General features: G+C 55.9%; 23 protein-coding genes and 1 pseudogene. 12 read left to right on the top strand and 12 right to left on the bottom strand.

The genetic code is table 11. From position 1 onward, the window contains the following. Position 1 precedes the first annotated feature (1 nt). Together GA0061098_RS27240 and GA0061098_RS27235 are read right to left on the bottom strand one after the other, a co-directional pair. Positions 2-511, bottom strand: a complete 510-nt coding sequence (locus GA0061098_RS27240) for a nucleoside 2-deoxyribosyltransferase (protein WP_091963879.1) — start codon at positions 509-511, stop codon at positions 2-4. A gap of 2 nt (positions 512-513) precedes the next feature. Next, a complete protein-coding gene (locus GA0061098_RS27235) occupies positions 514-2,301 on the bottom strand; it encodes a hypothetical protein (RefSeq protein ID WP_091963876.1) in 1,788 nt (595 codons plus the stop codon). 259 nt (positions 2,302-2,560) lie between these two features. On the opposite strand from GA0061098_RS27235, the gene GA0061098_RS44065 reads away from it, so the two are divergent. After that, entirely contained in the window at positions 2,561-2,770 is a 210-nt protein-coding gene (locus GA0061098_RS44065; protein ID WP_129590955.1) for a hypothetical protein, read from the top strand. 736 nt (positions 2,771-3,506) lie between these two features. Here the strand turns inward: GA0061098_RS44065 and GA0061098_RS47485 are convergent. Both GA0061098_RS47485 and GA0061098_RS44055 read right to left on the bottom strand, forming a co-directional pair. Continuing rightward, positions 3,507-3,641, bottom strand: a complete 135-nt coding sequence (locus GA0061098_RS47485) for a type II toxin-antitoxin system prevent-host-death family antitoxin (protein WP_129590976.1) — start codon at positions 3,639-3,641, stop codon at positions 3,507-3,509. Between the two features lie 119 nt (positions 3,642-3,760). Then, the gene (locus tag GA0061098_RS44055; protein ID WP_283808005.1) at positions 3,761-3,985 is read right to left on the bottom strand and encodes a helix-turn-helix domain-containing protein; all 225 of its coding nucleotides are present in this window, start codon (positions 3,983-3,985) and stop codon (positions 3,761-3,763) included. Positions 3,986-4,521: 536 nt separating this feature from the next. Between GA0061098_RS44055 and GA0061098_RS27220 the strand changes: the two genes are divergently transcribed. The 3 genes from GA0061098_RS27220 to GA0061098_RS27210 are packed head-to-tail and all read left to right on the top strand — an operon-like array spanning position 4,522 to position 6,847. Then, complete coding sequence (locus GA0061098_RS27220; protein WP_165637633.1) at positions 4,522-5,145, top strand: hypothetical protein; 624 nt, start codon at positions 4,522-4,524, stop codon at positions 5,143-5,145. Next, positions 5,142-6,068 (top strand): B12-binding domain-containing radical SAM protein, encoded by a 927-nt coding sequence (locus GA0061098_RS46300; protein ID WP_245323626.1) that lies wholly within the window; start codon positions 5,142-5,144, stop codon positions 6,066-6,068. Before GA0061098_RS27220 ends, GA0061098_RS46300 begins: the two co-directional genes overlap by 4 nt. Further along, on the top strand, positions 6,065-6,847 hold the full coding sequence (locus tag GA0061098_RS27210; protein WP_245323623.1) for a tyrosine-type recombinase/integrase: 783 nt from the start codon (positions 6,065-6,067) through the stop codon (positions 6,845-6,847). Before GA0061098_RS46300 ends, GA0061098_RS27210 begins: the two co-directional genes overlap by 4 nt. On the opposite strand, the gene GA0061098_RS27205 is transcribed toward GA0061098_RS27210, so the two are convergent. Then, the gene (locus GA0061098_RS27205; RefSeq protein WP_091963855.1) at positions 6,811-7,005 is read right to left on the bottom strand and encodes a hypothetical protein; all 195 of its coding nucleotides are present in this window, start codon (positions 7,003-7,005) and stop codon (positions 6,811-6,813) included. The genes GA0061098_RS27210 and GA0061098_RS27205 overlap by 37 nt on opposite strands. Before the next feature lie 496 nt (positions 7,006-7,501). Here GA0061098_RS27205 and GA0061098_RS27200 point away from each other — a divergent pair, with 496 nt between their 5' ends. Then, positions 7,502-8,209, top strand: coding sequence for a hypothetical protein (locus GA0061098_RS27200; RefSeq protein WP_091963853.1), 708 nt, complete (start codon positions 7,502-7,504; stop codon positions 8,207-8,209). A 14-nt stretch (positions 8,210-8,223) separates the two neighbouring features. Here the strand turns inward: GA0061098_RS27200 and GA0061098_RS27195 are convergent, their stop codons facing one another. Both GA0061098_RS27195 and GA0061098_RS27190 read right to left on the bottom strand, forming a co-directional pair. Next, positions 8,224-9,624, bottom strand: a complete 1,401-nt coding sequence (locus GA0061098_RS27195) for an argonaute/piwi family protein (RefSeq protein WP_091963850.1) — start codon at positions 9,622-9,624, stop codon at positions 8,224-8,226. Further along, positions 9,621-11,390 carry an SIR2 family protein gene (locus tag GA0061098_RS27190; RefSeq protein ID WP_091963848.1) on the bottom strand — a complete coding sequence of 590 codons (1,770 nt, stop codon included), beginning with the start codon at positions 11,388-11,390 and terminating at the stop codon, positions 9,621-9,623. The genes GA0061098_RS27195 and GA0061098_RS27190 overlap by 4 nt, the downstream gene beginning before the upstream one ends. Before the next feature lie 391 nt (positions 11,391-11,781). Here GA0061098_RS27190 and GA0061098_RS27185 point away from each other — a divergent pair, with 391 nt between their 5' ends. The 3 genes from GA0061098_RS27185 (at position 11,782) to GA0061098_RS27175 (ending at position 14,388) form a co-directional block, all read left to right on the top strand. Beyond that, entirely contained in the window at positions 11,782-12,636 is an 855-nt protein-coding gene (locus tag GA0061098_RS27185) for a type IV toxin-antitoxin system AbiEi family antitoxin domain-containing protein (protein WP_091963845.1), read from the top strand. Further along, entirely contained in the window at positions 12,623-13,534 is a 912-nt protein-coding gene (locus tag GA0061098_RS27180; protein ID WP_091963841.1) for a nucleotidyl transferase AbiEii/AbiGii toxin family protein, read from the top strand. The genes GA0061098_RS27185 and GA0061098_RS27180 overlap by 14 nt, the downstream gene beginning before the upstream one ends. Positions 13,535-13,653: 119 nt before the next feature. Next, entirely contained in the window at positions 13,654-14,388 is a 735-nt protein-coding gene (locus GA0061098_RS27175; RefSeq protein WP_129590952.1) for a hypothetical protein, read from the top strand. Between the two features lie 6 nt (positions 14,389-14,394). Here the strand turns inward: GA0061098_RS27175 and GA0061098_RS27170 are convergent, their stop codons facing one another. The 3 genes from GA0061098_RS27170 to GA0061098_RS45685 all read right to left on the bottom strand — a co-directional run bounded on the left by GA0061098_RS27170 (position 14,395) and on the right by GA0061098_RS45685 (position 17,098). Further along, entirely contained in the window at positions 14,395-15,885 is a 1,491-nt protein-coding gene (locus GA0061098_RS27170) for a hypothetical protein (RefSeq protein ID WP_091963835.1), read from the bottom strand. Further along, positions 15,774-16,631, bottom strand: coding sequence for a hypothetical protein (locus tag GA0061098_RS44050; RefSeq protein WP_129590951.1), 858 nt, complete (start codon positions 16,629-16,631; stop codon positions 15,774-15,776). The genes GA0061098_RS27170 and GA0061098_RS44050 overlap by 112 nt, the downstream gene beginning before the upstream one ends. Before the next feature lie 107 nt (positions 16,632-16,738). Further along, the gene (locus GA0061098_RS45685; protein WP_208610690.1) at positions 16,739-17,098 is read right to left on the bottom strand and encodes a hypothetical protein; all 360 of its coding nucleotides are present in this window, start codon (positions 17,096-17,098) and stop codon (positions 16,739-16,741) included. A 318-nt stretch (positions 17,099-17,416) separates the two neighbouring features. Between GA0061098_RS45685 and rpmD the strand changes: the two are divergent. The 4 genes and pseudogenes from rpmD to GA0061098_RS27140 all read left to right on the top strand — a co-directional run. Beyond that, positions 17,417-17,593: pseudogene (gene rpmD / locus GA0061098_RS46295) on the top strand (50S ribosomal protein L30); the annotation flags it as partial. Continuing rightward, positions 17,588-18,388: a hypothetical protein gene (locus GA0061098_RS44045; RefSeq protein ID WP_245323664.1), complete on the top strand. Its 801-nt coding sequence runs from the start codon at positions 17,588-17,590 to the stop codon at positions 18,386-18,388. The pseudogene rpmD and the gene GA0061098_RS44045, both read left to right, overlap by 6 nt. A 130-nt stretch (positions 18,389-18,518) precedes the next feature. Beyond that, complete coding sequence (locus GA0061098_RS27145) at positions 18,519-18,713, top strand: hypothetical protein (RefSeq protein ID WP_091963827.1); 195 nt, start codon at positions 18,519-18,521, stop codon at positions 18,711-18,713. Between the two features lie 48 nt (positions 18,714-18,761). Next, positions 18,762-19,957, top strand: a protein-coding gene (locus tag GA0061098_RS27140; RefSeq protein ID WP_430649279.1) for an IS3 family transposase whose coding sequence is annotated in 2 segments (ribosomal slippage) — positions 18,762-19,023 and positions 19,023-19,957 — 1,197 coding nt in all. Because the reading frame shifts where the segments join, the coding sequence is not laid out codon by codon here. A gap of 850 nt (positions 19,958-20,807) precedes the next feature. Here GA0061098_RS27140 and GA0061098_RS27130 read toward each other — a convergent pair. After that, on the bottom strand, positions 20,808-21,503 hold the full coding sequence (locus GA0061098_RS27130; RefSeq protein ID WP_091963822.1) for a hypothetical protein: 696 nt from the start codon (positions 21,501-21,503) through the stop codon (positions 20,808-20,810). Positions 21,504-21,618: 115 nt separating this feature from the next. Further along, positions 21,619-24,147: an ATP-binding protein gene (locus GA0061098_RS27125; RefSeq protein WP_091963818.1), complete on the bottom strand. Its 2,529-nt coding sequence runs from the start codon at positions 24,145-24,147 to the stop codon at positions 21,619-21,621. Positions 24,148-24,310: the final 163 nt, after the last annotated feature.

Here is a 24,310-nt window from a genome sequence, read left to right as displayed (position 1 = left end):
CCTATGCTAGGCGGAAATGTCGCGCGGCCGCGAGGATCGCATCCTCCGGTCGATCATGCACCGACACGATACTCTCGGAAAGCATCAGGTTCTGAAAGTTGCCGAAGCTCTCTACTTCCAGGCCGCATGCGTCGCGCATCGTTCCGAGTTCGTCGCGAGAGGCGGGTATGCGCTCGGAAAGAGGACGCACGTCGGTCGTGTACGCGAATATCGGCAGACCGAGAGCGTAGGCCATCCCGACTTCGAAGGACGTGCCGTCGTCGGCATGCGGCCCTCTGAAGGGCGAAAGGTCCGCGACCATCAGGTCGCATCTTCGCAAAAGGCCCACGTTGTGTTTGAAGATTTCGCGCGCCGACACCGTATTGGGAGCGGGGGGGTCGATGGGATAGCAACCATTCAGCCCAAGTTTACTGCACACCTCGACCAGATATCTTCCGGCGGGGAGGGCGTTGGGCAGGAATACGGTTGGTCCGGCGAGATAGACCTTGGGGCTCTTGTCGCGATCAGCCATGGCTAACTCTCAGGTTTGATCGATTTCAGTAGTTTGTTCGCGTCTTTGGCCGCTAGCTTCACCTGCAACGGGTCTCCCGTCATTTTCCATCGGACCGCATCTGCATTCTGCCGGCCGTCGAGCGCGGCCTCGAAATGCGGAGTTCCGTGAATGGCGATGACGACCGCGTGCGAGCCCGTCGCGCACGGAATAGCCTTGGCACTTCCTTCGGCGTCCTTCCAAAGTCCGACCGACCACGACTCGACAAATTTCTTATCCTTGGCCTTCTCGGTTTCGTTAGACCGCTTGATGAGCGCTCGGGACGTGAACGTGAGGACCGAACACCCGGGATCGTCGGAAAGTGCCGTCGCATATCGACCTGGCCAACGTGCGATGAGTTGCGGACCGTCCATGAGCAGAACGAACACGAGATTGGACCCGATCGAGCGCAGGACTTCGTGACAGGGGTCGCTTCGGGCGAGATCTTCGCAGATCAGTGTCGTGAATACGGACGCGCTTCTAATAACCTTCACGTATATGTCGCGCTGGGTGATCGCCATCTTTTCCCACCACATGTAGTTGGGATCGAGGCGTTCTAAGAGAGCGTAGCGGTTCAATTGATGACGATCGAGACGCCAGCGATGGTGCTTGCCGCTGCTGGTCGTGGCGGCGAGGCGCACTTGCTCGCCGTCCGGGCCTTTCTCGTCGAAGAAGTGGGACGACAGCGAAAAATTTCCTTTGATACCCGCGCAGTTCTCGCTCGACCCGGCCAGTAGAAATTCCACGTCGGGGTGGAAGTCGCGCAGATGATTTGCGATCGCCTCATAGCAGGCCCAGTTCAATGCGTATTCGGGAAACATGACCGCGTGGATGTGCGTGGTCTTTTTCTTCGCTTGCGCTATGAGAGCTTCGACGTATTGGACCATTTTTGCCGGATCGCTCGGAAGCCACGTTTGGTCGAGCGAGAACCAGCCCCACGGCTTGGCACGGGTCTTGTTGGCGACCTCCGCTGGGGTCGATACCGGCTCTGCCTGAAATGCCTCGTCGGGGATTTCGTAAGGATACGGAATCAGCAGGAGCTTTAGGTCCACTTGAGCTTCGGGCAGTGGGCGGCACGGGGGGCGTTGCCAATGGACTCTCATCTCCCCGCGTGGGGGCAGAAGTGCCAGGTTGTGCGCCAATACGCGCGGTGTGCAGCCGACTTCCGGCGTATGTGATTTCGGTTGGACGCAAACGACGTCGCGGTCCGCCCTGGTGCAGATGCTGGCGATGTGCGCGTCGATGCGACGATGCCGATCGCTTGGGGTGACGGCGTCTGCCGCGCGACGGAGGATGAAGTCGACGGTGACCGCGAAATGATTATTGCTTTCCTTCCCTTCGACATGGACGTAACCGGCATCCGCGCTGGCTTCGTCGGCAATGACCATCAGGCCGTAACAGATCTCCCACCATTTCGGAGGTTTCGGCAGAGTGGATGCCTCGAAAACGAGCGACTTGCCCTGCTCGACCAACGCGCTCCATAGCTCCGTGACCTCGACAGGAATTCGCGGAAACTCCACGGACCACCTGCGACCTACCGCGCGCCAAGCTTCGAGCTGATCTTCCGCCAAACAGACGCACGGGCTTTTCCAGAACGTCGGATCACCCCGCGGGATGATGTTGTGGTAGACGCTGCCAACCTTTAGGAGGTATGATGTTACCGCGAAAAGATCGGGCGGGAAAGCAGGAGCTCCGTTTCCCTCCTCGTTTGTACCGTCTGGGAAAACCCTGGAAATCACGTCCGAAACGAGCAAAGGATTATTCGTGGGCATAACTTCTTCGTGGTTGTCCGCGGCGCCGCCGGAACGAAGGTGCGGAAAAATTGTTGTATTTACAGCGCGTTAAAACTTTTAGTGGCAATCTGAGCAAAAGTTCAACCCGTGACTCCCCTAGGGCCGCCTCGAACGCGGCCATCGACTCACACTACCAAATCGTGCATAGCTGGTACGCTGCAATGCAGAGACACCATAATTAGGTAGAATTAGGCCCTAGACCCCGGGCCGGGGTCCCTAAACGGAATAGGTATTTGGCGTGACCATTATTGCTGACAAGGCTTATCAGGAAGCGAGCCGGCGGATGGCGGATTCCGCCGAAGAGACCGTCGTGGCGCGTTTCCGCGAGGTCTATGGCGAACGTGGCCCGGCCATCCTGCAGCAGCTCACCGATCGTATGACCGAGAACATCAAGTCCGACAACGACATGACGTTGATCAACGGGTCTGTGGGCGCAAAGGTCCGCTGACGGCGGCGCAGCGCGGGTCGACGATTGCTCTTATGCTTGAGGAGGCCGCGGCGCTTGCGCGGCCTTTTGCTTGTGTTCGAGGCCAACGCTAAGGGCGCGGGATCTCGAACTTGACGGGTCCGCCGTCGCACATGCCGTCCGACATGGCCACTAGCGTTAAGGCAGTAGGCAAATCCTCGACCACCGCCACGGCCTCAAGCTTCAATTCCTTATCGCAGTCCCGGAGCTTGACGCCATCGACTACTAAAGTCGCGAGCTCCTTGTAATCGGGAGTCCGGCTCGGAACTCCGTCCCAGACGCCGACTGTCCATCGCACATCCTTGTTCGCCTTATCGTCGTCAGGCCCAGCAAGGACCAAATCCCGCCCTTGATTGCCGCGAGATCTCTGACACCGCGGCCCTTGCCAATCTTTAGGAAGGTGACTGCGCCATCCGGACCTGACGTTTCGAATAAAGCTTTCGCATTCAGCGACAGGATCGGGGCGCTTCCGTCGATGGCCGGCCCCCTGAAGCCGAAATGGAGGAGGCCATCGCTGGCCGCGAGGCCTTCGATGTTCACGCCGCGTCGTCCTTTCATTTCCGGCGCATCCTCGGGCGGTTCACTTCGCGCCTCGAACAAAGTGCTTTGTAATCCTGTCGGCTTCTCATTGCACCAGGTCCTGGTTGATGCCAGCAGCGGCATCCTTTGCCATGTACGGACGGCTTCGACTGGGTCGTGCTCGGGATAGCCAAGCACATCATCGGGCTCGGGGCCGAACACTGTCGGCTGCCGTGTAATCGCTTCGATCGCGATTTCTTCCCGAGCCTCGGTCTTCAGTCAGGAATTCCTCGACCGACATCACTACAGCGCGCGGCTTCCCGTGGCTGGTGATAACGACCGGCGCTTAAGCAGCTTGTTGGATTTCGCCCGACTGCTGCTGCAGGTCCAATGATGAGAATAAACGCATAGACAAGCACATAAACTACGCTTTTTTTACCTAAATGTCATCGTTCAAAGCCAAGCCGACCTGCCGCTCGCCCGATCAAACATTGAGCGAAAAGGCTGCAAGGTCGATACCGAGCGCATTGCGATCTTGAGCAGGGAAGCAAGTGTCAGATTGGCCTCGGCCAGCTCGATCTGGCTGACCAGAGAAATCCCGGCGCGTTCGGCCAGATCGCGCTGGCTCATGCGAGACGTCTGCCGCAGCTCCCTGATCCGGCGCCCCAGTTGGCACACAGAGTCGACTGGGCTTCGGCGAAAGATTCGTCCTCTTCCACGGTCCGCTCCGCAAATCCTTGGCCCACGCTCACGGCAAATACTGCCACCTCGGAGCCGCCGATACCACGCTGTTCGTCGCTCAAGGATTCGTAAACGGGCCCACGACTTGATTCGGACAACGTCGCGATTGCCGCTGCTGAGCACGAACTTCCCTATCAACGGCCGCCGCCCTCGAAAAGGTCATGCTTCGAAAGGTGTCGGAAGAAGCTTTGCGTTTGCAGGATCCGGCATTATTCGAGACCGGGCGATGGAACTCATAACCTCGGTCCTGTCATCGCATTGACCGTCATGATTGCCGCGTAGAGCCCTCTTGGCGAAGACAGATACCGGTCGTGCGACCCAGCGGGATCAAGCGAATAGGCGAAAAGTCGTAGTTTCCGAATCGCGGGAAAGGCGGCATCATGCCTCGATTTCATCCAGGGATTGAGCACCTGGCGTCAGGACAGAGGGGCTCCCTCGACAGGGCCCCGAAGATATTGCGGATATTTCAATCGATGTTTTCACACGATTCCAATGGGGGCGTGGCCAGTTTTCCGATCGTCGCCCTCGAGGGGCCGAGCGGAATAGGAAAGTCCAGGCTACTTGATCTGATCTCGGAGGACCTGATCCGGGCGGATGTTGCGTTCGACAGGTGTAGCAACAACGACAGTGGCCGCTGGAGCGCTGTGATCCGGGATCTGGCCGGTGCGGGCGACCGACCGTTCACCTTGGCCCTTGCAGCTGCTGCAGCTCGCGCCGAATTGAGGGAGGGCGCGCGCCAGCTCCAGCTTTGTGATCGGTTCGTCGTTTCGACCTTCGTCTATCAGCGGTTTGCCGGTGTGCCCATCGACTATCTCTACGACGTGAACCGACCGTTTTTGAAGGGATCGACAACGTTCGTCTTGCGTCTTGGGTCGGAGGCACTGGAGGAAAGACGTCGCAGTCGACCGCGAAAATCGGACTGGTTCAAGGACCGGATCGGCACGGGTGAGGAAATCGAATTGTACGACGAGGCCGCGGCGTTCCTGCGGACACAGGGCCACGACGTGCGGGTCGTGGATGCTACGCTCGACGCGATGACGTTGTCGCGGCAACTTGCCGCCGAAATCGCTGCGATGGTCCAGAGGAACAGTTCGTGAAGGAGGAGCGGGCGATCGAGAGCGGCGTGGACCTCGTCCTGGTGAACTCACCGCTCAAAGACTATGACCAGGAGCCTCGGCGCAACAATTTCACGCTGCCGACGCTCGGACTGGCTTATATCGCGACCTGTGCCAATCGGAGCGGCTTTGCGGTTCGGGTCCTGGATGCCGAAGCCCGGGGTCTCGGTCTCTCCCAGGTCGCTGCCTTGCTCAACCGCGTCGGTCCACGGTGGGTGGGATTAAACCTGCTGGCGCCGACCTATGTGCATAGTGTCCGCCTCCTGCAGCAGCTCGATCCCGCGATATCGGTAATGCTGGGTGGACATCAAGCCAAGGCACTCCCGCGCTCCATACTCGAAGATTTCCGGATCCCGCGTATCGATGCGCTCGTCCTCGGAGAAGCGGAAACGCGTGTCCCTCGTTTGCTCGGTGATAAGAGATCGCGCGGTGAATTGCCGGGAGTGTTTTGGCGCGAAGGACAGACTGCGGTGATGCCGTCTGTGCGTGCCAAAGACCCGCTTCTACTGGCACCCGATCTCGACGCGATGCCGCTCCTGGACAGAAGCCACCTGGATCATGATCCCTATTCTGACGGGGGAGTTCTGGAGTCGGCGATGGTGGCATCGCGCGGGTGTCCCTTCGACTGCTCGTTTTGCGGTGCCGCCGTCAGCAGCAATCCAGACATCACCATCCGCATGCGTAAGCCGGATAGCATCATGGCAGAGGCCCTGGATCTCGGGACCCGGCTCGGGGTGCAGAGGGTCAGATTTGTCGACGACCTATTTCTTGCCAACCAGAGGCTGATGCGAACGACGCTGAGTGCCTTTGTCGATGCTCGTCTGGACATGCGTTGGGACGCGACTGGGCGGATCAGCTCCGCATTTGGCGCAATGGCCGCTCGCGTGCTGTCGAGCGGTTCGTGAAAATTGCCAAGGACAAGCCGGTTAATGAGATCACCGAAGAGGACGGTATCAATTACTGCGAATGGTGGCGTGGCCGCATCATTGCCGAAGAGGCCGAGCCTAAGACGGCCAACAAGGATATTGGTCAGCTCAACCGGATGCTGAAGGAGGTCAGTATTCGGCGGCGGCTCAACCTGCCTGACATTTTCAAGGGACTCCGGCTAAAGGGTGAGATTGAGCGGCCGCGGGTGCCCTATGAAACTGAGTTCGTCCAAAAGCGCCTGCTTGCGAAGGGCGCTCTGGATGGTTTGAACGAGGATGCCCGCTTGGTGTTGTACGTGGTGGCCGACACCGGCTTGCGGCCTTCAGAGGTCGTGAACCTCCAAGAGGACGCTATCATCCTGAAGGGACCGATACCTCACGTGAAGATCCTGCCGGAAGGGCGTCGCCTCAAGACGGCCGATTCGCAGCGGGAGATACCGCTGGTGGGTGCTGCACTCGCCGCCATGAAAAGGCGCCCGCAGGGCTTCCCGCGCTATCGTGACAAGTCTTCCAACCTTTCCGCGACGTTGAACAAGTATCTTCAGGAGAACGGGCTGCGGCCGACGAAAGAACACACGGTCTGTTCTTTGCGGCATAGCTTCAAGGATCGGCTGATTGCTGCTGAAGCTCCGGACAGTCTCATCGACAGTCTCATGGGCCATAAGACCTACAAGCCGAAGTATGGGAAGGGCCCATCGCTTGAATTGAAGCTGAAGTATCTTCAGCGGATCGCCTTCAAGGCCCCTGCTTCGCTGTAGGCCAACAGCCGGCGACGGGCGCGCGCCTTGGTATCTTCTCTGTCCCTCAGTTCCTGATGCTCTGCCTCAAATTTTTCGTACATCGGGACCCAGAAGTCGCCATCCTGCTCGATGAAATAAGCGAGCAGCACCAGTGCGCGCTCGATGCGCTCGATCATCGTAAGCTGAGATGCTGAGGCTCCTTGCATCGCGGCGTGCCCGGTTGTGCACGACAATCGGAACACCGCGAGCCGCAAAAGTCTTTCGTAATCTCTTGGAAATGCGGCTCAGTGACGAGCTTTCCCATTTTGTACGACCTGTTCTCTCTCTTCCAACTCCACGCAAGTCGCCTTTTCTAGCTGGCTCTGATCGTGCATGCTGCGACGATGCTATTGTTTCTTGCGAACGTTTTAGAGCAATTGGATTTGGCCCTCGAGCACCTATCGAAGGGCGACGTTAACAATGCGCGCTTCGGCGTGATGTTGACCGGCAACGCCCTTGAACTCGTCTTGCATCAGATCGCTAAGGACAAGGCTTCTGAGCTGAAGTCATTCTCTTTTCGGGGGGAGGCCTACGAGCACCAAGAGGCCCTCGACAAGGCCCTAGGTCGGACCTTTCCGGAGAAAGTCGCGTTTGCCCGATTGACGGGTAAGATGACCGAGGAGATCGCAGACCTTGCTCATCATGCATGGCGTGCGAAACGAGGTCTATCACGCCGGTTTGCAGCACGAGGCAATACTGCCAAGCCTTGCTGTCTTCTACTTCGATGTTGTGTGCGGGTTCCTCAACGGGTACCGGCCATCGTATTTCGGGTGGTCATCCGGTCAGCGTCTCCCAGATCGTTCGAAGAAATATTTCAAAGGGCATCCTAGCTTTCCCGGCGAGATCGAGGATTTTGGAAGAGGCTGTGGCACATTATCTGCCGCATGCGCGCACAATAGCGTCACCACGGTCGCTACCCTTGCCGATCATCTCGACGAGATCATTCAGGAACAGGACACTTGCATTAAGATCGTAGCCGACGGGGTCTATGAAAATCAGCGGACGACACGGGATCAGGCTGTTGTTGATTGTCAGACATGGCCTCTTGCCTTCTCGCAAGAGGCGCTGGCGTTTGCGCAGAAGCGCGGTTTTTCCGGAAACCCACTTCAGTTCGTCGAGTGGCTCGGCAAAAACTATCCGCTAAAAGCCAAGCGCGACCCAATCCAACGTTGGGCACAGCGCGCGGACAAGCTGCGCATGGAAAAGAATCCGCACAGCGCACTTCGACGCTACAAGGCATTTATCAAGGAAACCGAGCGGTTACGGGAATGGATATTGGAAGCCGCCGACGCCTGTGAGCGTGAAATCGACGCGGCGATCGATCGCGCACGCGGCAAATAAATTGATCCGGAAATCTACATAAAATTCCGGAAATCGAAGACGTCATCGACCATATTGGGATTTTGCTGGATAATTCGCGCGAAGCGCTGAGAATATTCGAGCGTCACCGGCAGTTTTTTATAGAGCGTATTGTTATTCCAATCCATTTTCGTAAGCCCGAGAATACCGGCGCAGGTATCGTGCCATCCTCCCGCACCGGTAAACCGTTTGAGCAGAAGCGGGGATGGGATTGGTTTGAGATTGCCTTCCTTGTAGACCGGCTTGGATGCCGTCATGTGGACGCCGTTCACGCTGCCTTGTGACCAGAAAAATGCGGCATCGGCGGTTAGTGGTAAGTGTGTCCCGCGGAGAAGAGGGTAGCCGGAGGCGCGTTTGTTATCGCCATAGGCGAGCGCCATCCAGTTCGATGATTTTACAATCTGGACAAGCTCAACGTTTGTGCGGTCATTGAACGCATCGAGGGTTCCCAGGATCTCCTCCTCCCTGAAGGGGGTGTTCTTGTGTACCGTCACCTTCTTGGGAGGGCGACCGGAGTGCCCGCTCTGATAGATTTCAAGGCTGCGGGACATCACGGCCAGCATTTCATTGTAGTCGAGATACGGATTGCCGCGCCGATCCTGCGTGAAGCTCTTGGTATCGTAGGCAACGAACTGAAAGCCAGTGCCGTCCGGATCGAACACCTGGCTACAGCAGGTCGTATAGTCAGTCCCGTCGCTGCCTTTCTTCATCGCATAGCTGATGCCGATATAGGCCTCGTCGGGGTTAAGGCCGGCGAGCTTCCAGGGAATTCCGCCAGCCTTGGCATAAAGTGCCACGCTCAGGCCCCACATCACATTCGCGCGGCATTTGCGCAGGAGGGCGCCCTCTAGGACAATCTGGATCGGAATCCGGGTTGGTGCACAGAATGCCTTGAGAAAATCGTGCAGGTCGAAGCCCGGCGATTCAAAGCAAGCTTCCCAGGAATTCGGCAGGTACATGAGCAGCACGTCAAACTCAGCACGGTGCAGGCTCAGTTTGCCGATCGCATCGAAAATCTGACGCGCGAGTTCATTGCGATTACCCTGAAGCGCGAGCTGGTTGAGATCCTCCGGCATTTCGAACCGGCGTGCTGTCTCGGAAATCAGCGGGGTACGGAACAGCTTTTCGAAGCCCGGATATTCCGGATAGTAGTTGAGCGCTTCGCGCGGCCGAGCCGAGCCCTTCAGTTCGCGGAGAATGCCGTCCAGCTTTGGCAGCAACCCCTTCGGAGCCAGTAAGGCGACGCGTACCCGCGTTGGGATACCGAGCGGCAGGCTATACGGGCCATGCTGAAGAAGGCCACGGAGGGGATGCTTGTCCAAGCCGTTACCGGCAAAAACGAGGTCCGGTTCGGGGATCGTCGCATATCCATCCATTTCCGAAGGCGATGCAGTCATGCAATCATCCTCCGGCTAAAAGCCGTGCGCGCATTGACGACGATCTTCGGCGAGCCGGGACCCTCCAGTCCTTCGAATGGCTTCAAAACGTGATCGGCCGCCCGCCCCGAGCTGGGAAGCAGGACATTGATCCATGCCGAGAGCAATGCGTCGCCCCGGTTGTTGAACCGGTTTCCCAGCCGCTCATCCAGAAAACTCGTGGCTTGCTGTCGTACGTGCTTAGGCCAAATCCAGACATCGGGTTTCAGGACAAGCCAGAACCGGCCGTCAATTTCGTCCACATCGAGCCTGACCGCCTCGGCCCACCACACTTCTTCGGATTTGGGATGATCCGGGGTTATCGCGGAGACCATGCCATCAATCCGGCCATGCAGACTGCCCCCGACACATTGAGAGATGCCCCGTGTCAGGTCCAGATTAAGATGTAGCCGATCGAGAATAAGGACCGATCCGCCGCGCCAATCCCGCATCAGCAGCGGCTTCCCTTGGATAAGGGAAAGGCCTATCGCACGCTCTATGAAGCCCTTAAGCTGGAGATTGTTCGCGTAATCCTGGAGGCGGTCCTTGATCGAGCAGGGCGAAAAGGAATTGAGATCCCTGCCAAACGCTTGTCGCAAGGTTTGTTCGCTGCCCCACGCCAAAATCGAAGAGCCTTTCGTCGCAATGATCTGATTACGTGCCTGCTTTTCCGCGGCGTGAATATCATCCCAGTCCTTGGGGGCCGCAAAACTGAGTTCAAGGCAAGTGTCGGGTAGCTGTATCAACGGAAGCGCATTCAGGCGGAGAATTGGCTCGCCGGTGCCTGCTCCCTTGCGCGGAATAGAAACGGCTTGAGAGCCGGTCCGGTCGATCTTCTCGATCAGTTCTTTTGGCCTGTCCGGGAATTGCTTCCAGATCCGCGACATCATGGAATCGAAGGTTTCGATTTCAATGAGTTCCGCGCGCACACCCTTGGCGTGAGCCGCTTCTAATAGCGCGGTCACGGCCGGGAGCGGCTGCCGCCCCTTCAGGGTCGTCCAGTAAAGGCCATGGGGGAATGGATTGGGGCCGTCAAGAACGCGGTGAAGGAGCTGCATCACGCTCTCGTCACGACCGCTGTAGCCTGCCACGATCATGCCGAATCGATTGCAGGCCGTTACAAGGCAGTCGCCCATCTCGGCATCCTGTGTTTTCAAGTCCTCCGTAAGATTCTTGATGCTCGTGAAGCGAAAGTCGCCGTGAAGCTTGCAGTAGATCGGGAAGGCATCGTTGTTCAGTGCTTGCTTTGCGGCGTAGCTGCCTTCGAGATGAAATGCAGCGAGGCTCTTGCCGGTCACTTCCGCAACAGCGCGTTCGACGACCGTATCGAAGTTGGTCGTAAACACGACCTTGATTGCTCCCGTGCTGAACAGGCCGCCAAAGACTCTGTGACCGAGGGTGAGGGATGATGCTTTTTCGGAGAGCTTGGCTTGCAGATAACGGCTCTGCCGTTCGAGGTCGGCGCCGAAGATCAACTCAAAACTTCGGCTATAGGCCGTGGGATCGCTCGACGCGGGAAAGCCGCGCGACATCAGATAGGATTCGATCTTCTCGCGGACCGCAGCGTTTTGCAGATCGTTCGACGAAACTTCCTGGTGCTCTTCAGAACAGTAGTAGCGCCGCTTTAGATCCCAAATGATATCCCAGGCTGTAGGTAGGCCTGCACTTTGGAACGAGCCCGCGCCGAGCATCCAAGCAAACATGCCTGGCGCTTCCGTTACGATGCGGATGAACTCTGCTTGCTCCATTGGTTCAGGCTAGCTTTGCTGGGCGCATACAACCACTGATAAATATTACTTGTGTAATCGCCTTTGGGTTGGTGGGCGCGAGGGAAGGCCGATCGGTGGTCGCGATGCGGATCGGGGACGGAAAGGCCTCGCAAAAATTGCTCCCGAAGCGTGCGTGATTTGTTCTTTCGCGTGAATGGGGTGTTCCGGCTGTCCACAGCTTTCAGAAGGCCTGCCGAGCCGGCATCCGGCTGTCTAAGACGGCTCCGCCGCGGCTGGTACTGAAAGAACCGCATAAATTTACGCTGCATTCTGGCTGGTTTGCTGTTCTTAGAGATTATCAAGTATTAATTGATCTATGTGAGAATCTTCAAACTAGCTATCGGTTTGAATATATGCTATATTGTCAAGCATGACTAGATCAAAGGGACATCTTCTAAACCAGCTCGACAAGCTCCTCCCGGAAGGGCTGCTGGTGGATTCAGCTTGGCTCAAACGCCACGGCTACTCCACCCAGCTTCAAAACCTGTACGTAAAGTCAGGGTGGCTCGAACAGCCCAACCGAGGTGTCTTCCGGCGTCCGCGTGGCGCCCTAAGCTGGCAGCAGGTCGTCATATCCCTACAAACCATCCTCAACTATTCACCGCTTGTGGTTGGCGGGCGGACGGCGCTCGAGCTGCAAGGCTATGCACACTACCTCCCGCAATCGACGACGCGCGTTCATCTCTACGGACCAAAGGCGCCGCCGCGCTGGGTTCAGAAGCTGCCGCTGTCCGTCAAGTTCGTCTACCACAACGACCGGCGGCTCTTCAAAAACGAGCCCGTCGCAAAAGGCATAAGCAGTGTCCGTTGGAACGTCAAAACCGGGAAGATGCTCGACGTCACGGCCTTTCGCGGAGGTGACGTAGCTCAATTGAACTGGGGACAATGGGATTGGCCCTTGACCTTATCGACGCCTGAGCGCGCTGCCTTTGAGCTGCTCGACGAATTGCCCAATAGTGAAAGTTTCGAGCAAGTCGATACACTGCTTGGCGGCCTCGCCAATCTTCGGCCGGACCGCCTACAAAAGCTCTTGCAAGATTGTGTGAGCGTGAAGGTCAAACGCCTCTTCTTTTACTTTGCAGATCGCCACAAGCATGCCTGGCTCAAACGCCTCAGCAAAGAAACCGTCGATCTGGGCCAAGGCAAACGCATGCTCGTTAGAGGTGGCGTCCTCAATCCTGCCTATCAGATAACCGTCCCCGGAGACCTCGATGGCGTTCGCTGACGTTTATAAAAAGCAGGTCGCGCTACTGCTGCGCGCTCTTCCGTTCGTCACCGAGGAAGAGTGCTTCGCCCTGAAAGGCGGCACCGCGATCAATCTGTTCGTTCGCGACATGCCCCGACTCTCCGTGGATATAGATCTCACTTATGTTCCCATAGCACCGCGAGCTGAATCCCTTGCCGACATTGACGGGGCGATGAAGCGCTTAGTCGGCAAGATCAAAGAGAAAATCCCAAGTGTACAGGTCCACGAAACCCAAAAAGAGGGGGCCATCGTCAAACTTGTCGTTCGTAGCCAGCTCGTCCAGATCAAGATTGAAGTCACGCCGGTGCTGCGCGGTTGCGTCTTTGAGCCTGTTCTGACCTCCGTGCGTCCCGCCGTCGAAGGCGAGTTTGGGTTTGCAGAGGCCCGCTCGGTTTCCTTCGCCGACCTCTATGGCGGAAAAATCGTCGCCGCTTTGGATCGCCAGCATCCGCGTGACCTGTTCGATATTCGCGATCTGCTGGCCAATGAAGGAATTACGGACGAATTACGCAAGGCCTTCATCGTTTATCTCTTGAGTCACGACCGGCCGATGTTCGAGGTGCTTGGCTCTCCTCAGAAAGATATCAGCGACGAATTCCTTCACGGCTTCGAAGGGATGACCGACGAGCCCGTGTCGAGGGACGAGCTGATAGACGCGCGCAAGAAACTCGTCGATGAGATCGTCGGCAAGATGCCCGAGGATCACCGAAAATTCCTTGTGTCCTTCGAATGTGGTCAACCGGATTGGGATCTTCTCGGCGTATCTGATGCTACCAATCTGCCGGCCATCAAATGGCGCCAGCAGAACCTCGACAAGCTCTCCAAGGAAAAACGGGATCGACTTGTCGCCGATCTTGAAAAGGTTCTCATCAAATAGCGCAGTAGCGCGGGCCTTCTTCCGCCGAAAGGGAACTACAACTGTTGCGGGAGCATGCTATGCTGGCCTGCTTTTGGTCTCTTCCTTTCACATCCAGTCCATAGGCGATGATAACCAAAGTGACGCGCAAGCATCCGGTTTCCAGAAAGATCTACGACAAGCACATTCAACTCTTTCGCTACCTCAATGATGCTTGGATATTTACGCATCTGCTTCGGCCTGAATTGGACAAAAAGGCGGAGGAGCTGCGCAACAGCAAGTCGAGTGCCAAGAAGGAATACTCGGTACCCAAACGAAACCAGGATGTCGTGAGCAGACGGCGCGATAGGGATGTCGGTGACGTGTTTAAAGCGCAGTGCGATCGGGGAATTTTCGAAACAAATATCGTGGCAATAGTATCTCGCGTCGAGGCATTTATTCAAGATTGCCTCAGAATTGCGATCCTCGATAAGCCGGAGAAGCTAGTCCTGATTGGCGACAAGAACATCCCTCTCAATCTCTTTCTTGAATTGGAGGATCGCGATGTCCTTCTCGAAGCCGTGATCGAATCGCGCTGTCAGGAACTGCTATTCGCGAAACCAAAGGACTACTTGGAGAAATTCGCGAAGGTTCTTTCGATCGACATCAAGACCGAGATCCTTGAAAGCTTCATCGAAATGAAGGCGTCGCGCGATGTGATCGTTCACAACCGAGGCGCGATCAACAAGATCTATGTAGAAAAAGCCGGAAGGAAAGGACGAGGGGCGGTCGGAGAGGAATTGGTCGTGGACGAACCATATTTCACGGACGTGATTGAAAACGCTAAGTTGCTCTCAGGTGCAATTCAGCGCGAAACGGAAAAGAAATACAAGTAGATCCATTTAGATGTGGCCGCGTGGCTGAGGGTGTTGCGTTGAATCAGATTGCGGTGGCCTGATATACCGGTAGAAGCTTGCTCCGTCGAAGGTGGCGTGCCGTGTGCGGCGCACGAATAGGAAAACCGCGCATTCGACGCTCCCTTCGTCCGGCATTAGATCGGCAGCCACATTGCGTCCCATCTCGTGCCACTCTTGCCGGTCTGGGAGTTTTTTTAGCAGATGGATGGCCAATGCGAATACTTTGCTGCCAATCCGGAACGTGACGTAAGAGATGTCGTCCTCGGGCGAAGGAACTCCGCGCCTGAACCGTCGGATTCTGCGTTCGAGCTCCGCAAGCTGCGGCGGCATTTGATTGAGAATGACGTTGATGATGTCGAACCGGTGACGCTGCGTACCATCGCGATAGAGTTCGCGGACGATCGCCTCCCACAACGGCGGCAGTGAGACGCCATGAACGTCGACCACAGTCCTGTCCGCCCGCGGCATTTTGGATCTACGCACCAGCGAGTCCGAGGCAAAAAAGACGATGCGCTTGCCATCCAGTGCGTCTCGGTCCACCCATAGTCCGTTTGTCAGGTAGGCCGAGAGTATGTCCTGCTCATCGCCCTCAAAGTCGAGAACCTGTTCGAGCGTAGCCCGACGCGTAAGGTAATGGATGAGTGACACCTCGCTGTCCAGAAACCGAACGATCATTTGCAGGTCGCCGAGCGATAGGACGGGCGCCCAGGGCGTCTGCTCGGAGACCAAGCCAAGCTCTTTCAAATAATGACGGGCGCTGGTAAGCGAGGCGAAGTGCTCAATACAGATGCTGAAAGTGAACACCACCTTAGGCTTGTCTAAATTGAGGTTGATCGGCTGTCCCGAAGTTTTGAGTCTCAAACGCGCGCTCTTCTGGCGGGTATTAAGGTAATTCTGCAGGCGGCCCGATTGCACGCCGGGCTGCACGAAGAGTTCATTGAAATTCTTTCGTAGGCTCAGCGAGCCGCCGCGCCGAGCGGCGTCTTTGATGCGGCCTGACTTCGCTTCAAAGATAAAGATGAAATTGCCGACCACCGCGACAACATCGTTCTCCCAAACCTGGCCGGTGTCCGGATCATCCCAGGCAACGCCACGATAAACGGATGCGCTTGGCATGGCGGTCGTGATAAGATCTGTGATTGCCTCTTCAAGATAGTTTGCGCGCGCGCTTTCATAAGCAACTTCGAGCGAGCGGTGACCCTCCATTAGCGATTCGAGGATTACGAATGGGAAGGAGACTATGAGGTGAGGCAGCGGCGCAAAGAGGCTCCCATCATCAAGGAGGACGTAGGGGCGCCGCCAGATGGGATTGTTCAGGTATATGTACTCGTGATTGATCTCCGAAAGGCTGTTCGGTCTAATTGCTAGGCTGTAAAGCGCGTCGACGATTGGTGCGGGAAAGGCGGCGTCGAGATCTGCTCGTGAAAGTGTGTAGATCCAGGGGTGCGCGAACTCCGACATTTGAAATGCAGCCATCCGGAGATCCTCCAGATCGACCCACCGGTTCGTGCAATTTCCCCATACGCGGTTTGCGAGCGGATATGAGGAACAGAAGAATCGATACATTCGACCAGCTCGGATCGTCGCTTCGTATCGAGAAGGTTGTGCAAACGCTCTGTGAAGATCTTAAAACGTTCCTGGACCAAGTCCATCATGCGAATGGCGGCGCGAAACAAATCGGAGAGCCTGTAGCCGAGCGCGGCCTCGGAGGGGCTATCAACTTGCCTCAATATTCCGTTCAGCGCGTGCTCACAGTCTTCCCGTGAAAATATGTTTCGATAGTACAGAGTGAAAAGACGAGCACGGCGGCTCACGAACCTCTCGATATCAGACTCATTGCCTGTATTCGGCTGCTTGTTCATAAACCCGCGCAGGTGCCGCCGAACAAGGCGCCAGTATCTTGCCAGATTGTTCGGCGAGACCGGATTGGCTGATGGTCGGTGCCGATTGAGCAGCATCAATATCTGCGTGAGCTCAACTTCGACCTGCTTCGGCGCTTCTGGACGTTCGATGCGCGGGTTGGTGAGTATAAAGCGCGATGCGGTACGGGCGAGAATCGCAACGGGATCACGAATTCTCAAAAACAAGGTCACTGCTTCGAGGCTGGCTTCAAAATCGGTTTGCCATTGGCCAGCGTCCCAATCCTGCGTATCAGCGAGTTCAGGATCGGGCGGCAATTCTAATCGTTCATAGCCCGGCAAACCTTGTTCTAAGTCCGTCATTGCGCCTCCCGAAGCGAGAGAAAGCCAAATGACGGCAGCGGTCAAGTGCAGGACCGCAACGCTTCAGAGCTGGTCTGTGGAACGAGATCGGTTGATCGGACAAAGTGCTACCGGCGCGACATGCCTTTGAGCTCGGCTCGTCGCCTCGCAACGAGGTGACGCGTTTCTGAGGTATCGAACCCGGCCTGCTCAAGTTGGCGTATGGTCCCAGTCAGTGCAACGATCTGCGCCCGAAGATGAAGCAATCTGATCGGCTGCTTTTCTTGACCCTTGATGAATCCTGCGAGCACCGACTTGCGCGCACAGAGAACGGAGCCCAACCGGAAGACGGGTAGCCTCGACGTCTCGGCCAAATAATACACTTTGCGCCGATGCTCCCGTGATCCAAACAGGAATTCTGCGATTGCAGCAGCACCTTCCAGTATGTCGTCAGCACGTAAGTTCAAGCTGGCGGCCTTCGGCTCCATGTGTCCTCCCGATGTCTATTGGTTGGTCCTCGGCGGCTGCAAAGGACATTCCCGGGGCAGCGGGGAGTGTTCGCTTTCACCTCGCTGTTTTGGCCCATTTGTTCGTCCTGCCAAAAACAGGTAATCCCGCTATCCTGGCCCGCCTAGAGCTTCGAAAAGGGAGCCGAGGGAACGTGCTCATTTTCTTTTTTTTGGCAGGTCTGAAGTCAAAGGAAAAAGGGTGCACTGCAAAAGGTTTACAACCGTTACGGTGTTCATACGCGTGTGTGCTTGTGCCTCGCCTATGTGAAAAATCATCCGCTCGATCAGGAGACAGTTGTGCCGCCATCGACGATTACGGTGGAACAGACCGGTAGCCCCATTCGCCGACCGGCCTATCAGCGCTAAATTCTCAAGGGCCTGCGCCTCAATCGGATCGGCCGCATCGTCGAACTTCTCGGCACGCCGGCAACGCGGGGACAGCTTGTAAAGGTCAAACACCTCATCCGTGTGCTCTATGCGACATGTTATCTCGACGCGTTTGTCGAAGAGGCCACCGGGGAATACAAGACTATACTGGTTGGGGCCGGCAACAGGATTGTGCGCGGCAACGTTTTGTGGAGCCAATTCGAGAGTGCCGTTAAGGCCTATCATGCCAGCCAAGGCAAGGACGACAGCCGCCTGATTGAAGTCGTGAATGAAATGGCGATGGCCAAGTTCCTCGCCAACGATCCTGCGCTTTCGAACGCGCGCATTGAATATGAACCGGATATGCTGCCTGACGGCCGACGGATCGACTTCGTTATCGATCGAGGGAAAGACAATCTTTATGTCGAAGTGAAAACCGTGCGGCCTCAAACGAAGGCTACGCGCGAGGCCTATCAAAAATTCGAGCAGCGCAAAAAACATCACCCCAGTAACGTTGAATTTGTCGTCAACCCGCAGAAGCAGGGCGGGGCGATCTACGGGGACGCTTTCACTTCGCGTTCTCACTTTCTGGAATATACGATGGCCTTCGAAGAGCGGCTTGCCGCGGCCAAGGCGATCCGGCTGGGTCCGGGCATTCTTGTCTTCTGCGGCAGCGGATATGCCTGGAGAAAATCAAACCTTGAGAACTGGGCCGACTTCTATCATCTCGGGCGGCACCGTGCGGATGATCCGTTTGGTCCCATGGAAAAGCACGCGATCGAAAAAGAGGGCATCCAGCTCAAGCGCAACGTTGATCATTTCGCGTGGCTTCAACGACCCTTTGAACAGGCACGGCTGACGGGTCTTACTTTTCCCATTCGCGGCCCGGAGTTTGGTAGATAGGCTGCTGCCTGGCCATGGATCGCCAAGGATTCCGATTCCTTCCATGCCGATTCCCAACCCTTTCGATCCGTGATCACGCCTGTTTTCGGTACACCTGAATCTCCTTCCCACACAACAAAGGAGATCCAACATGAAAGTCATCACCATCGGAAAGAAGCTGGTACCTGTCGAACAGGTCGCGTTCGTCGAGCCATTTGATCCCGCAGCCAATCCCGAGTTCAAGCCCGAGAAGGACTACAAGGGCCGGATTGTCATGCTCAATCGGGATATCGTGCTCACCGAGCAGACGCCGCAGGAGTTTGCGGCCGATGACCTGAGCCCCTGAACTTCCTCCAAAAATGGGTGGAATCCGTCCACCTTGAGGGAGACGGAGATGAAGCAGTCGAGGTTCACGGAAGAGCGGATCATTGCGGCGCTGCGGGAGCACGAGGCAGGATCGAAGACCGGTGATGTTTGCCGGAAGCACGGGATCAGCAGCGCGACGTTCTACAAGTGGAAGGCCAAGTATGGTGGCCTGGACGTATCCGAAGCTCGACGCCTCAAGGTCCTTGCCGACGAGAATGCGAAGCTGAAGAAGCTGTTGGCCGAGGCGATGTTCGACAACGCCATGCTAAAGGACCTCAATTCAAAAAAATGGTGACGCCCGTTGCAAGGCGGCAGGCTGTGGCTCACCTTTGTTCGAGTTTTGAGGTCAGTCAGCGGCGGGCGTGTGAAGTGATTGGGGCTGATCGGTCCTCGGTGCGTTATCTCAGCCTTCGGCCTGACGACGCGACCATTCGCGTCCGGCTGCGCGAGTTGGCGTCGGTGCGCCGGCGCTTTGGCTATCGCCGTCTGCTTCTCATGATCCGCAGTGAAGGCGTGCTTATCAACCACAAGAAGCTGAGGCGGCTGTATGCCGAGGAGCGGCTGCAGGTTCGCCGGCGAGGTGGACGCAAAAGAGCTCTCGGAACACGGGTTCCGATGGAGTTGCCGCAGGGACCGAACCAGCGCTGGTCACTGGATTTCGTCAGCGACACGCTCACCGACAGCCGACGCTTCCGTATCCTGGCTGTCGTTGATGACTTCACCCGGGAATGCATCGCATTGGTGGCCGACACGTCGTTGTCGGGGATCCGGGTGGGTCGTGAGCTCGATGCCGCGATCGCCCGACGAGGCCACCCAACGATGATCGTCAGCGACAACGGGACCGAGCTCACCAGCATGGCCATCCTGCGTTGGTCGCAGCTCACCCGGATCGAGTGGCACTACATCGCGCCGGGCAAGCCGCAGCAGAATGCCTTCGTGGAAAGCTTCAATGGACGACTGCGCGACGAGTTGTTGAACGAGACGTTGTTCTCGTCACTCGATCATGCTCGGGAGCTGCTCGCCGAATGGCAGGTCGATTACAACACCGTTCGTCCGCACAGCGGGATCGGCAACCTGCCGCCATCAACTTACGCCAAGCTAACAGCGTCCGACATGCAACGGGACGGGACGCTGCGCTGTGTCGAGGGCTCCGCGCCCCGTCCCGTTGCATCACCAAGCCACACAGGCTCAAATGACCAAAGGATTCCGCCCATCGCTGGATGACCTTTGGGGCTCAGGTCAACTCGAATAACGACTAGGAACAGAACTCCTTAACCCTCACTATCTCAAACCTGAAGCTCGTTGGAAGCGAAAGTTGCAGAGCCGGGCTTAGCGCTAACCAGAATCAATCGCTTCTGCGAGGGATCAAGTTCTGTACGGGCCGACGGATAGCGTTGCATGATCAATGAGGGGGCTGCGGCAGCGGGAACTTCAAGGCAGCACTATCAGCCGGAAATATCGAGCCGCCTGGCAGACTCATGAGGGCGTTCCAAAACGGAGTCACGATCTGTTTGCGAAAGCAATCTCTATCATCAAGAGCCGGTAGCGGGACAGCAAACAACCACGCTCGTTTGGCCCAAGACTGGTCCTGCTCCTTTTCCTTCTCGTCTAGATACTGAAGGAGCCTTCCTTCCTCATGCGGCACGTAACTCTCGGCCCATAGGGGCCAACCGTCCGTATCGAACTGAAGACTAAGTGGATCATAGGTTTGGTCAGTCACATTGTTTCCCGCGATGAAGACGATCGTTAGAAAGCTTTCTTTGGCATGGGGTAGCACGGTGCGAACGGTGGCGGGGGCGGTCTCTCGGAAGAGGTCCATACAAATTATGAGTCTACCGATTGGCCTATTGTTTCGCGGGCCCTGGGCTAGGACAGTGGCGCTAATAGCCGACCAGACACAAAGCCATTCGTGTTCCGCATCCCTTTCATGCGGCGCCCACCGAAAGGAAGAGAGGTCAAAGCCAGCCGGAGCACTGAACAGATCGCGAGCCGTCTGTTGCAAAGACGACAACTCGCTTGTCACCCGAACGACGTTCAAGAAGGAATTGTAAATATTGGACATCTGACTCTTTCGTCAAGCGAGGGAAAACAGAGAGGGCGTCACGTCAATCAATTCGGGCAGTGACCATTCCCGTCGCGAGAAGCGATAGGACTCTCCAACTTGGACCTTCTCCAGGTTGAGGTGAGCAAATCCGTTGAAGGGTCCGATGCCAAGCTTTCCGAGAAATGCTATCGCATCGATGCACCAAGCCGCAGATGCTCCGGCCGTTGTTTCCTGACCGTAAGCGCGGCGAAGAGAGGACAGTAGTTGGTACCATTGAATGATTGTACTGCTTGGGCTTTGAAACGCTTCAAGAGCGGCTGTTTTAACTAATGATACATGGAAGGTCCGAGCGCCGGGTCTAGCGCACAGGCGGGCTTGCTCCTCAATTTGGGAGCGTAGTAGATCTGCATCCCATTTTACTTCGACAATCCAGCGCGCAGGTTCTTGGTCAAGCTGCCCGTCGAAGATTAGATCAGGCTCAATCGTGTAAGCATTCAAAGCGCCCTCATCAACTCGGAAGCGAGGCCAGAAGTCGATTCGGGTTATTTCAATGGCGCGCGCGGATGTGGGTTGGATCAGCCAAGACAGTATCCTCCCAGCATCTTGCGGAGACATAAACTTAAGCGGAGTGAATAGCGTGGACGTAATTGAGTCCTCGATCGCTCTACGCGCGCCATCGACGTAGGTCGGAAGCTTTACCTTGTTTTTCAGATAGGCATCGAGCATTGGCGCCTCTTTAAATGGAAGGGGGGGGCGGCTAATCTTCACGCTGCGAAGCCTCCGACCGGCATATGGGAAAATATGCGCATCCACAAAATGGAGAAAGCAGGTCTCAGCGCTTCTAACGCGTTAATGCCTGAAGCTTGTGTGCGGTACTGAACGCTTCCTTGACTAGCGGATGTTCCTTCCCTAGAGCCTTGACGAGAGCCTTTGCTATCCGAAAGCATTGGTCTGTTCTCTTGCGCAACGCGGTAATCGTCGCGGCTCGGTTAGACTGTGCGTATACATCGGACAGAATTTTCTTCATCGTTTGCAGCGGCGGAAATCCTTCCTGAGTCGAAATTGCCGCCAGCTCCAAAATTCTGTCAACACTCTCACGTTGGTAGTACCGATAAGCAATGTCTACCATGTAATCGGGCACGACAGATGCTAACCGTGTCACGTAGGCCGTGACGGGCTCCGTTCGCTGTTCTCTCAGGGCGTTTCCGGCTTCTGTCATCAATCTTTGATAATCTCTCAACGCCACGGGGTAATCTCGTTGTTTTTCGCGCGTGATGGCGAGCCGATAAAAACCGGCCAATCGGTAAAGCAAGGCTGCGCCGGAGAGATTAGGCGCCAAGAATGGTCCTGTGATTTTAAGGAGCCCGTTGATATCTCCTTTTTTTAGTCGCGTTAGACTCCAGTATTCGAGCAGACTTCGGGAGGAGAATTTCTTCTGACTAGCCTCCTTAAAAGCTTCATCTGCCTTGTCGTAGTCGGGTGGAGTTTGGAGGAGATAGGTTCTGCCAAGCGCGAAGCTTGCCTCACCTCTTCCGGGAAAATCCTTTGTGGCACGTCGAGCCTCAGCCAACGCTTCGGAAAACCGCTTGCGCGTCCACAGGAGCGAAATGCCACGCAGTCGCTGACCGAGTTCACTTTGACCATCCTTGGCTCTGCCAACGGCAGTCGCAGTTCGTTTCTTTAGCTCGTCTGCGTCGCTGTCGCTCAGGCGCTCCTCTGTGATCTTTACCATGAGGCGAATTGGCTCGGGCACACTGATTTGAGCGCCCGTGGCGGGGTTTCCGCTAGAAGCGAATAGGTGAAATTGACTAACTCTCAAAAGAGACGCCTGCAATGCCTGGCGGTCTTCAGAGAGAACGTCCATCAACTCCTCAAAGGTGGACGACGAAATCAATTGAAGGACGTATAGCACCCGCAGATCGGCGTAGCTGAGACTGTCAATTTCTCTCTTGAACGCAAATCGACGGACCTCCTCACCATCCCTTTCGTACCAATTTTTGATCACAGTTTCCACGTCATCGCCAAAGCTGATTAGTCTCAGTATCGATGCGATGAAAATCGGCGATCCTTTCGACGCATTTTGAATTGCATTCATCCAACTCAAAACCTCAGGACCCCAAGTGTTAGTTCCGGCGAGATGGCCTATTAGAGATGTAGTGAAATCCAATGACTCTTCGGTTGAAAAGCCAGCGATGCGTATGAGCCGATTTGCGCCCGCGTTGGGCTCCAGTCGCGATGTAAACAGAACCCGACTAGGATGTTTGTTCGAAAGTGCTTGGTCGAATAACTGGGCAATACGCGAATACAGTTCGATTTGCTTATCTTGGTCCAATGAATCCAAGTCATCGATGACAAGCAGAATTGGAACGTCGCAGACGATCTCCTTAGCAAAGTCTAATTTGTCTTCAAGGAGATCGAACTCCTCAAAATCGGAGTCTAGGCAACCTAGTTCCCGCAAAAATGCATCCAAGAAAGTGTCGATGTTTGTAAAGTCTGTTCTGGTCGTACTAACGTACTTCTGAAGCATCGCGGCATAGGTTTGCGATTTTGCAGTCAGCCAGATGACTTTTGCGAATGCTTCCGACCTCGACTTCACAAGTTGTTCGCAGAACTCGTAGGCAATCGCGGTTTTTCCGGTGCCGCCCAGCGCGGTGAGAACCTTGACAGGATTGCGAACGTCGGCGAGCCAATTCCATAGTTGAACTAGATATTCGCGACGGCCAATAAATTCGATCAAATTGGGGTCGCGGGCTGGCAGATTGTTATCGATTTCATTCAACGGCCCCGGCAGTTCTCCGACGTCAGCCTTTCGATCCCCGAAGGCAAAGATCAATAGGTCATGTCGTTGATTGATGATCAGGGTGCTTGAACCGTACCGCAGCGGAATATCGTCGGTCTTGAAGACCGAACTCTTATCCTCTCGCAACGCAGAGTTCCGCTTGTAGGCAATGGGCGGTCCGACCGCTCGCTTGGCAACGTGAATAATCAGAACGTTTGCGACATCCCCGCCAATTTGCGACTTCGTATGGAAAGGAGCGATAGGGAGGTAGGTCCTTAGGTACCGGTCTGCAAGCTTGTCGAAGTCGTCCTTATTGAGGAAGCGTCGGAAATGAGCAGCTTGCTCGTCTTTGAATCCTACAACTAGGTAGCCTCCGAAGGCATTGTACAGAGCAGCAATATCGTTGAGCAGTTCGCAGCACAGTAGGGCTTCTTCGTGAACGGTCGCTTTAGGATTACAGAAGCCCACCTTGTAATCCCACATCGGTCCTTCGATGTTCCTGATCTGCCCTTTTGGCAAAAACATTTCGATTAAGGTTTGATCGAGCTTACCCGCTGAGTGAGCTACAAAAACGTCATGCTCGAAAGACATTTGATTCGACCAATTTCGATAAGAACCAAGGCTGCATAAGGTCGCGCGTTAACTCGCGATAGTTGTTCTTTACCATTCTGTGTGTTTGAGTGGCATACCCGGGCCGACATATCAACGCCACTTTCGTTCAGTCGATGCGCAGCCGGCTTCTCTAAATGGCTGG

Source organism: Bradyrhizobium shewense (assembly GCF_900094605.1).
Lineage (GTDB): Bacteria > Pseudomonadota > Alphaproteobacteria > Rhizobiales > Xanthobacteraceae > Bradyrhizobium > Bradyrhizobium shewense.
The sequence above is the reverse complement of the archived record's forward strand: the minus strand, read 5'-3'. Positions and strand labels throughout refer to the sequence as shown.

What these genes read in the sequence shown, in the direction of transcription:
- GA0061098_RS27240 (WP_091963879.1), bottom strand. Translation starts at nt 511, where the DNA reads ATGGCTGATCGCGACAAGAGCCCCAAGGTCTATCTCGCCGGACCAACC.
- GA0061098_RS27235 (WP_091963876.1), bottom strand. Translation starts at nt 2,301, where the DNA reads ATGCCCACGAATAATCCTTTGCTCGTTTCGGACGTGATTTCCAGGGTT.
- GA0061098_RS27220 (WP_165637633.1), top strand. Translation starts at nt 4,522, where the DNA reads ATGTTTTCACACGATTCCAATGGGGGCGTGGCCAGTTTTCCGATCGTC.
- GA0061098_RS27205 (WP_091963855.1), bottom strand. Translation starts at nt 7,005, where the DNA reads ATGATCGAGCGCATCGAGCGCGCACTGGTGCTGCTCGCTTATTTCATC.
- GA0061098_RS27195 (WP_091963850.1), bottom strand. Translation starts at nt 9,624, where the DNA reads ATGACTGCATCGCCTTCGGAAATGGATGGATATGCGACGATCCCCGAA.
- GA0061098_RS27190 (WP_091963848.1), bottom strand. Translation starts at nt 11,390, where the DNA reads ATGGAGCAAGCAGAGTTCATCCGCATCGTAACGGAAGCGCCAGGCATG.
- GA0061098_RS27185 (WP_091963845.1), top strand. Translation starts at nt 11,782, where the DNA reads ATGACTAGATCAAAGGGACATCTTCTAAACCAGCTCGACAAGCTCCTC.
- GA0061098_RS27180 (WP_091963841.1), top strand. Translation starts at nt 12,623, where the DNA reads ATGGCGTTCGCTGACGTTTATAAAAAGCAGGTCGCGCTACTGCTGCGC.
- GA0061098_RS27170 (WP_091963835.1), bottom strand. Translation starts at nt 15,885, where the DNA reads ATGGCTGCATTTCAAATGTCGGAGTTCGCGCACCCCTGGATCTACACA.
- GA0061098_RS44050 (WP_129590951.1), bottom strand. Translation starts at nt 16,631, where the DNA reads ATGACGGACTTAGAACAAGGTTTGCCGGGCTATGAACGATTAGAATTG.
- GA0061098_RS45685 (WP_208610690.1), bottom strand. Translation starts at nt 17,098, where the DNA reads ATGGAGCCGAAGGCCGCCAGCTTGAACTTACGTGCTGACGACATACTG.
- GA0061098_RS27145 (WP_091963827.1), top strand. Translation starts at nt 18,519, where the DNA reads ATGAAAGTCATCACCATCGGAAAGAAGCTGGTACCTGTCGAACAGGTC.
- GA0061098_RS27130 (WP_091963822.1), bottom strand. Translation starts at nt 21,503, where the DNA reads ATGCTCGATGCCTATCTGAAAAACAAGGTAAAGCTTCCGACCTACGTC.
- GA0061098_RS27125 (WP_091963818.1), bottom strand. Translation starts at nt 24,147, where the DNA reads ATGTCTTTCGAGCATGACGTTTTTGTAGCTCACTCAGCGGGTAAGCTC.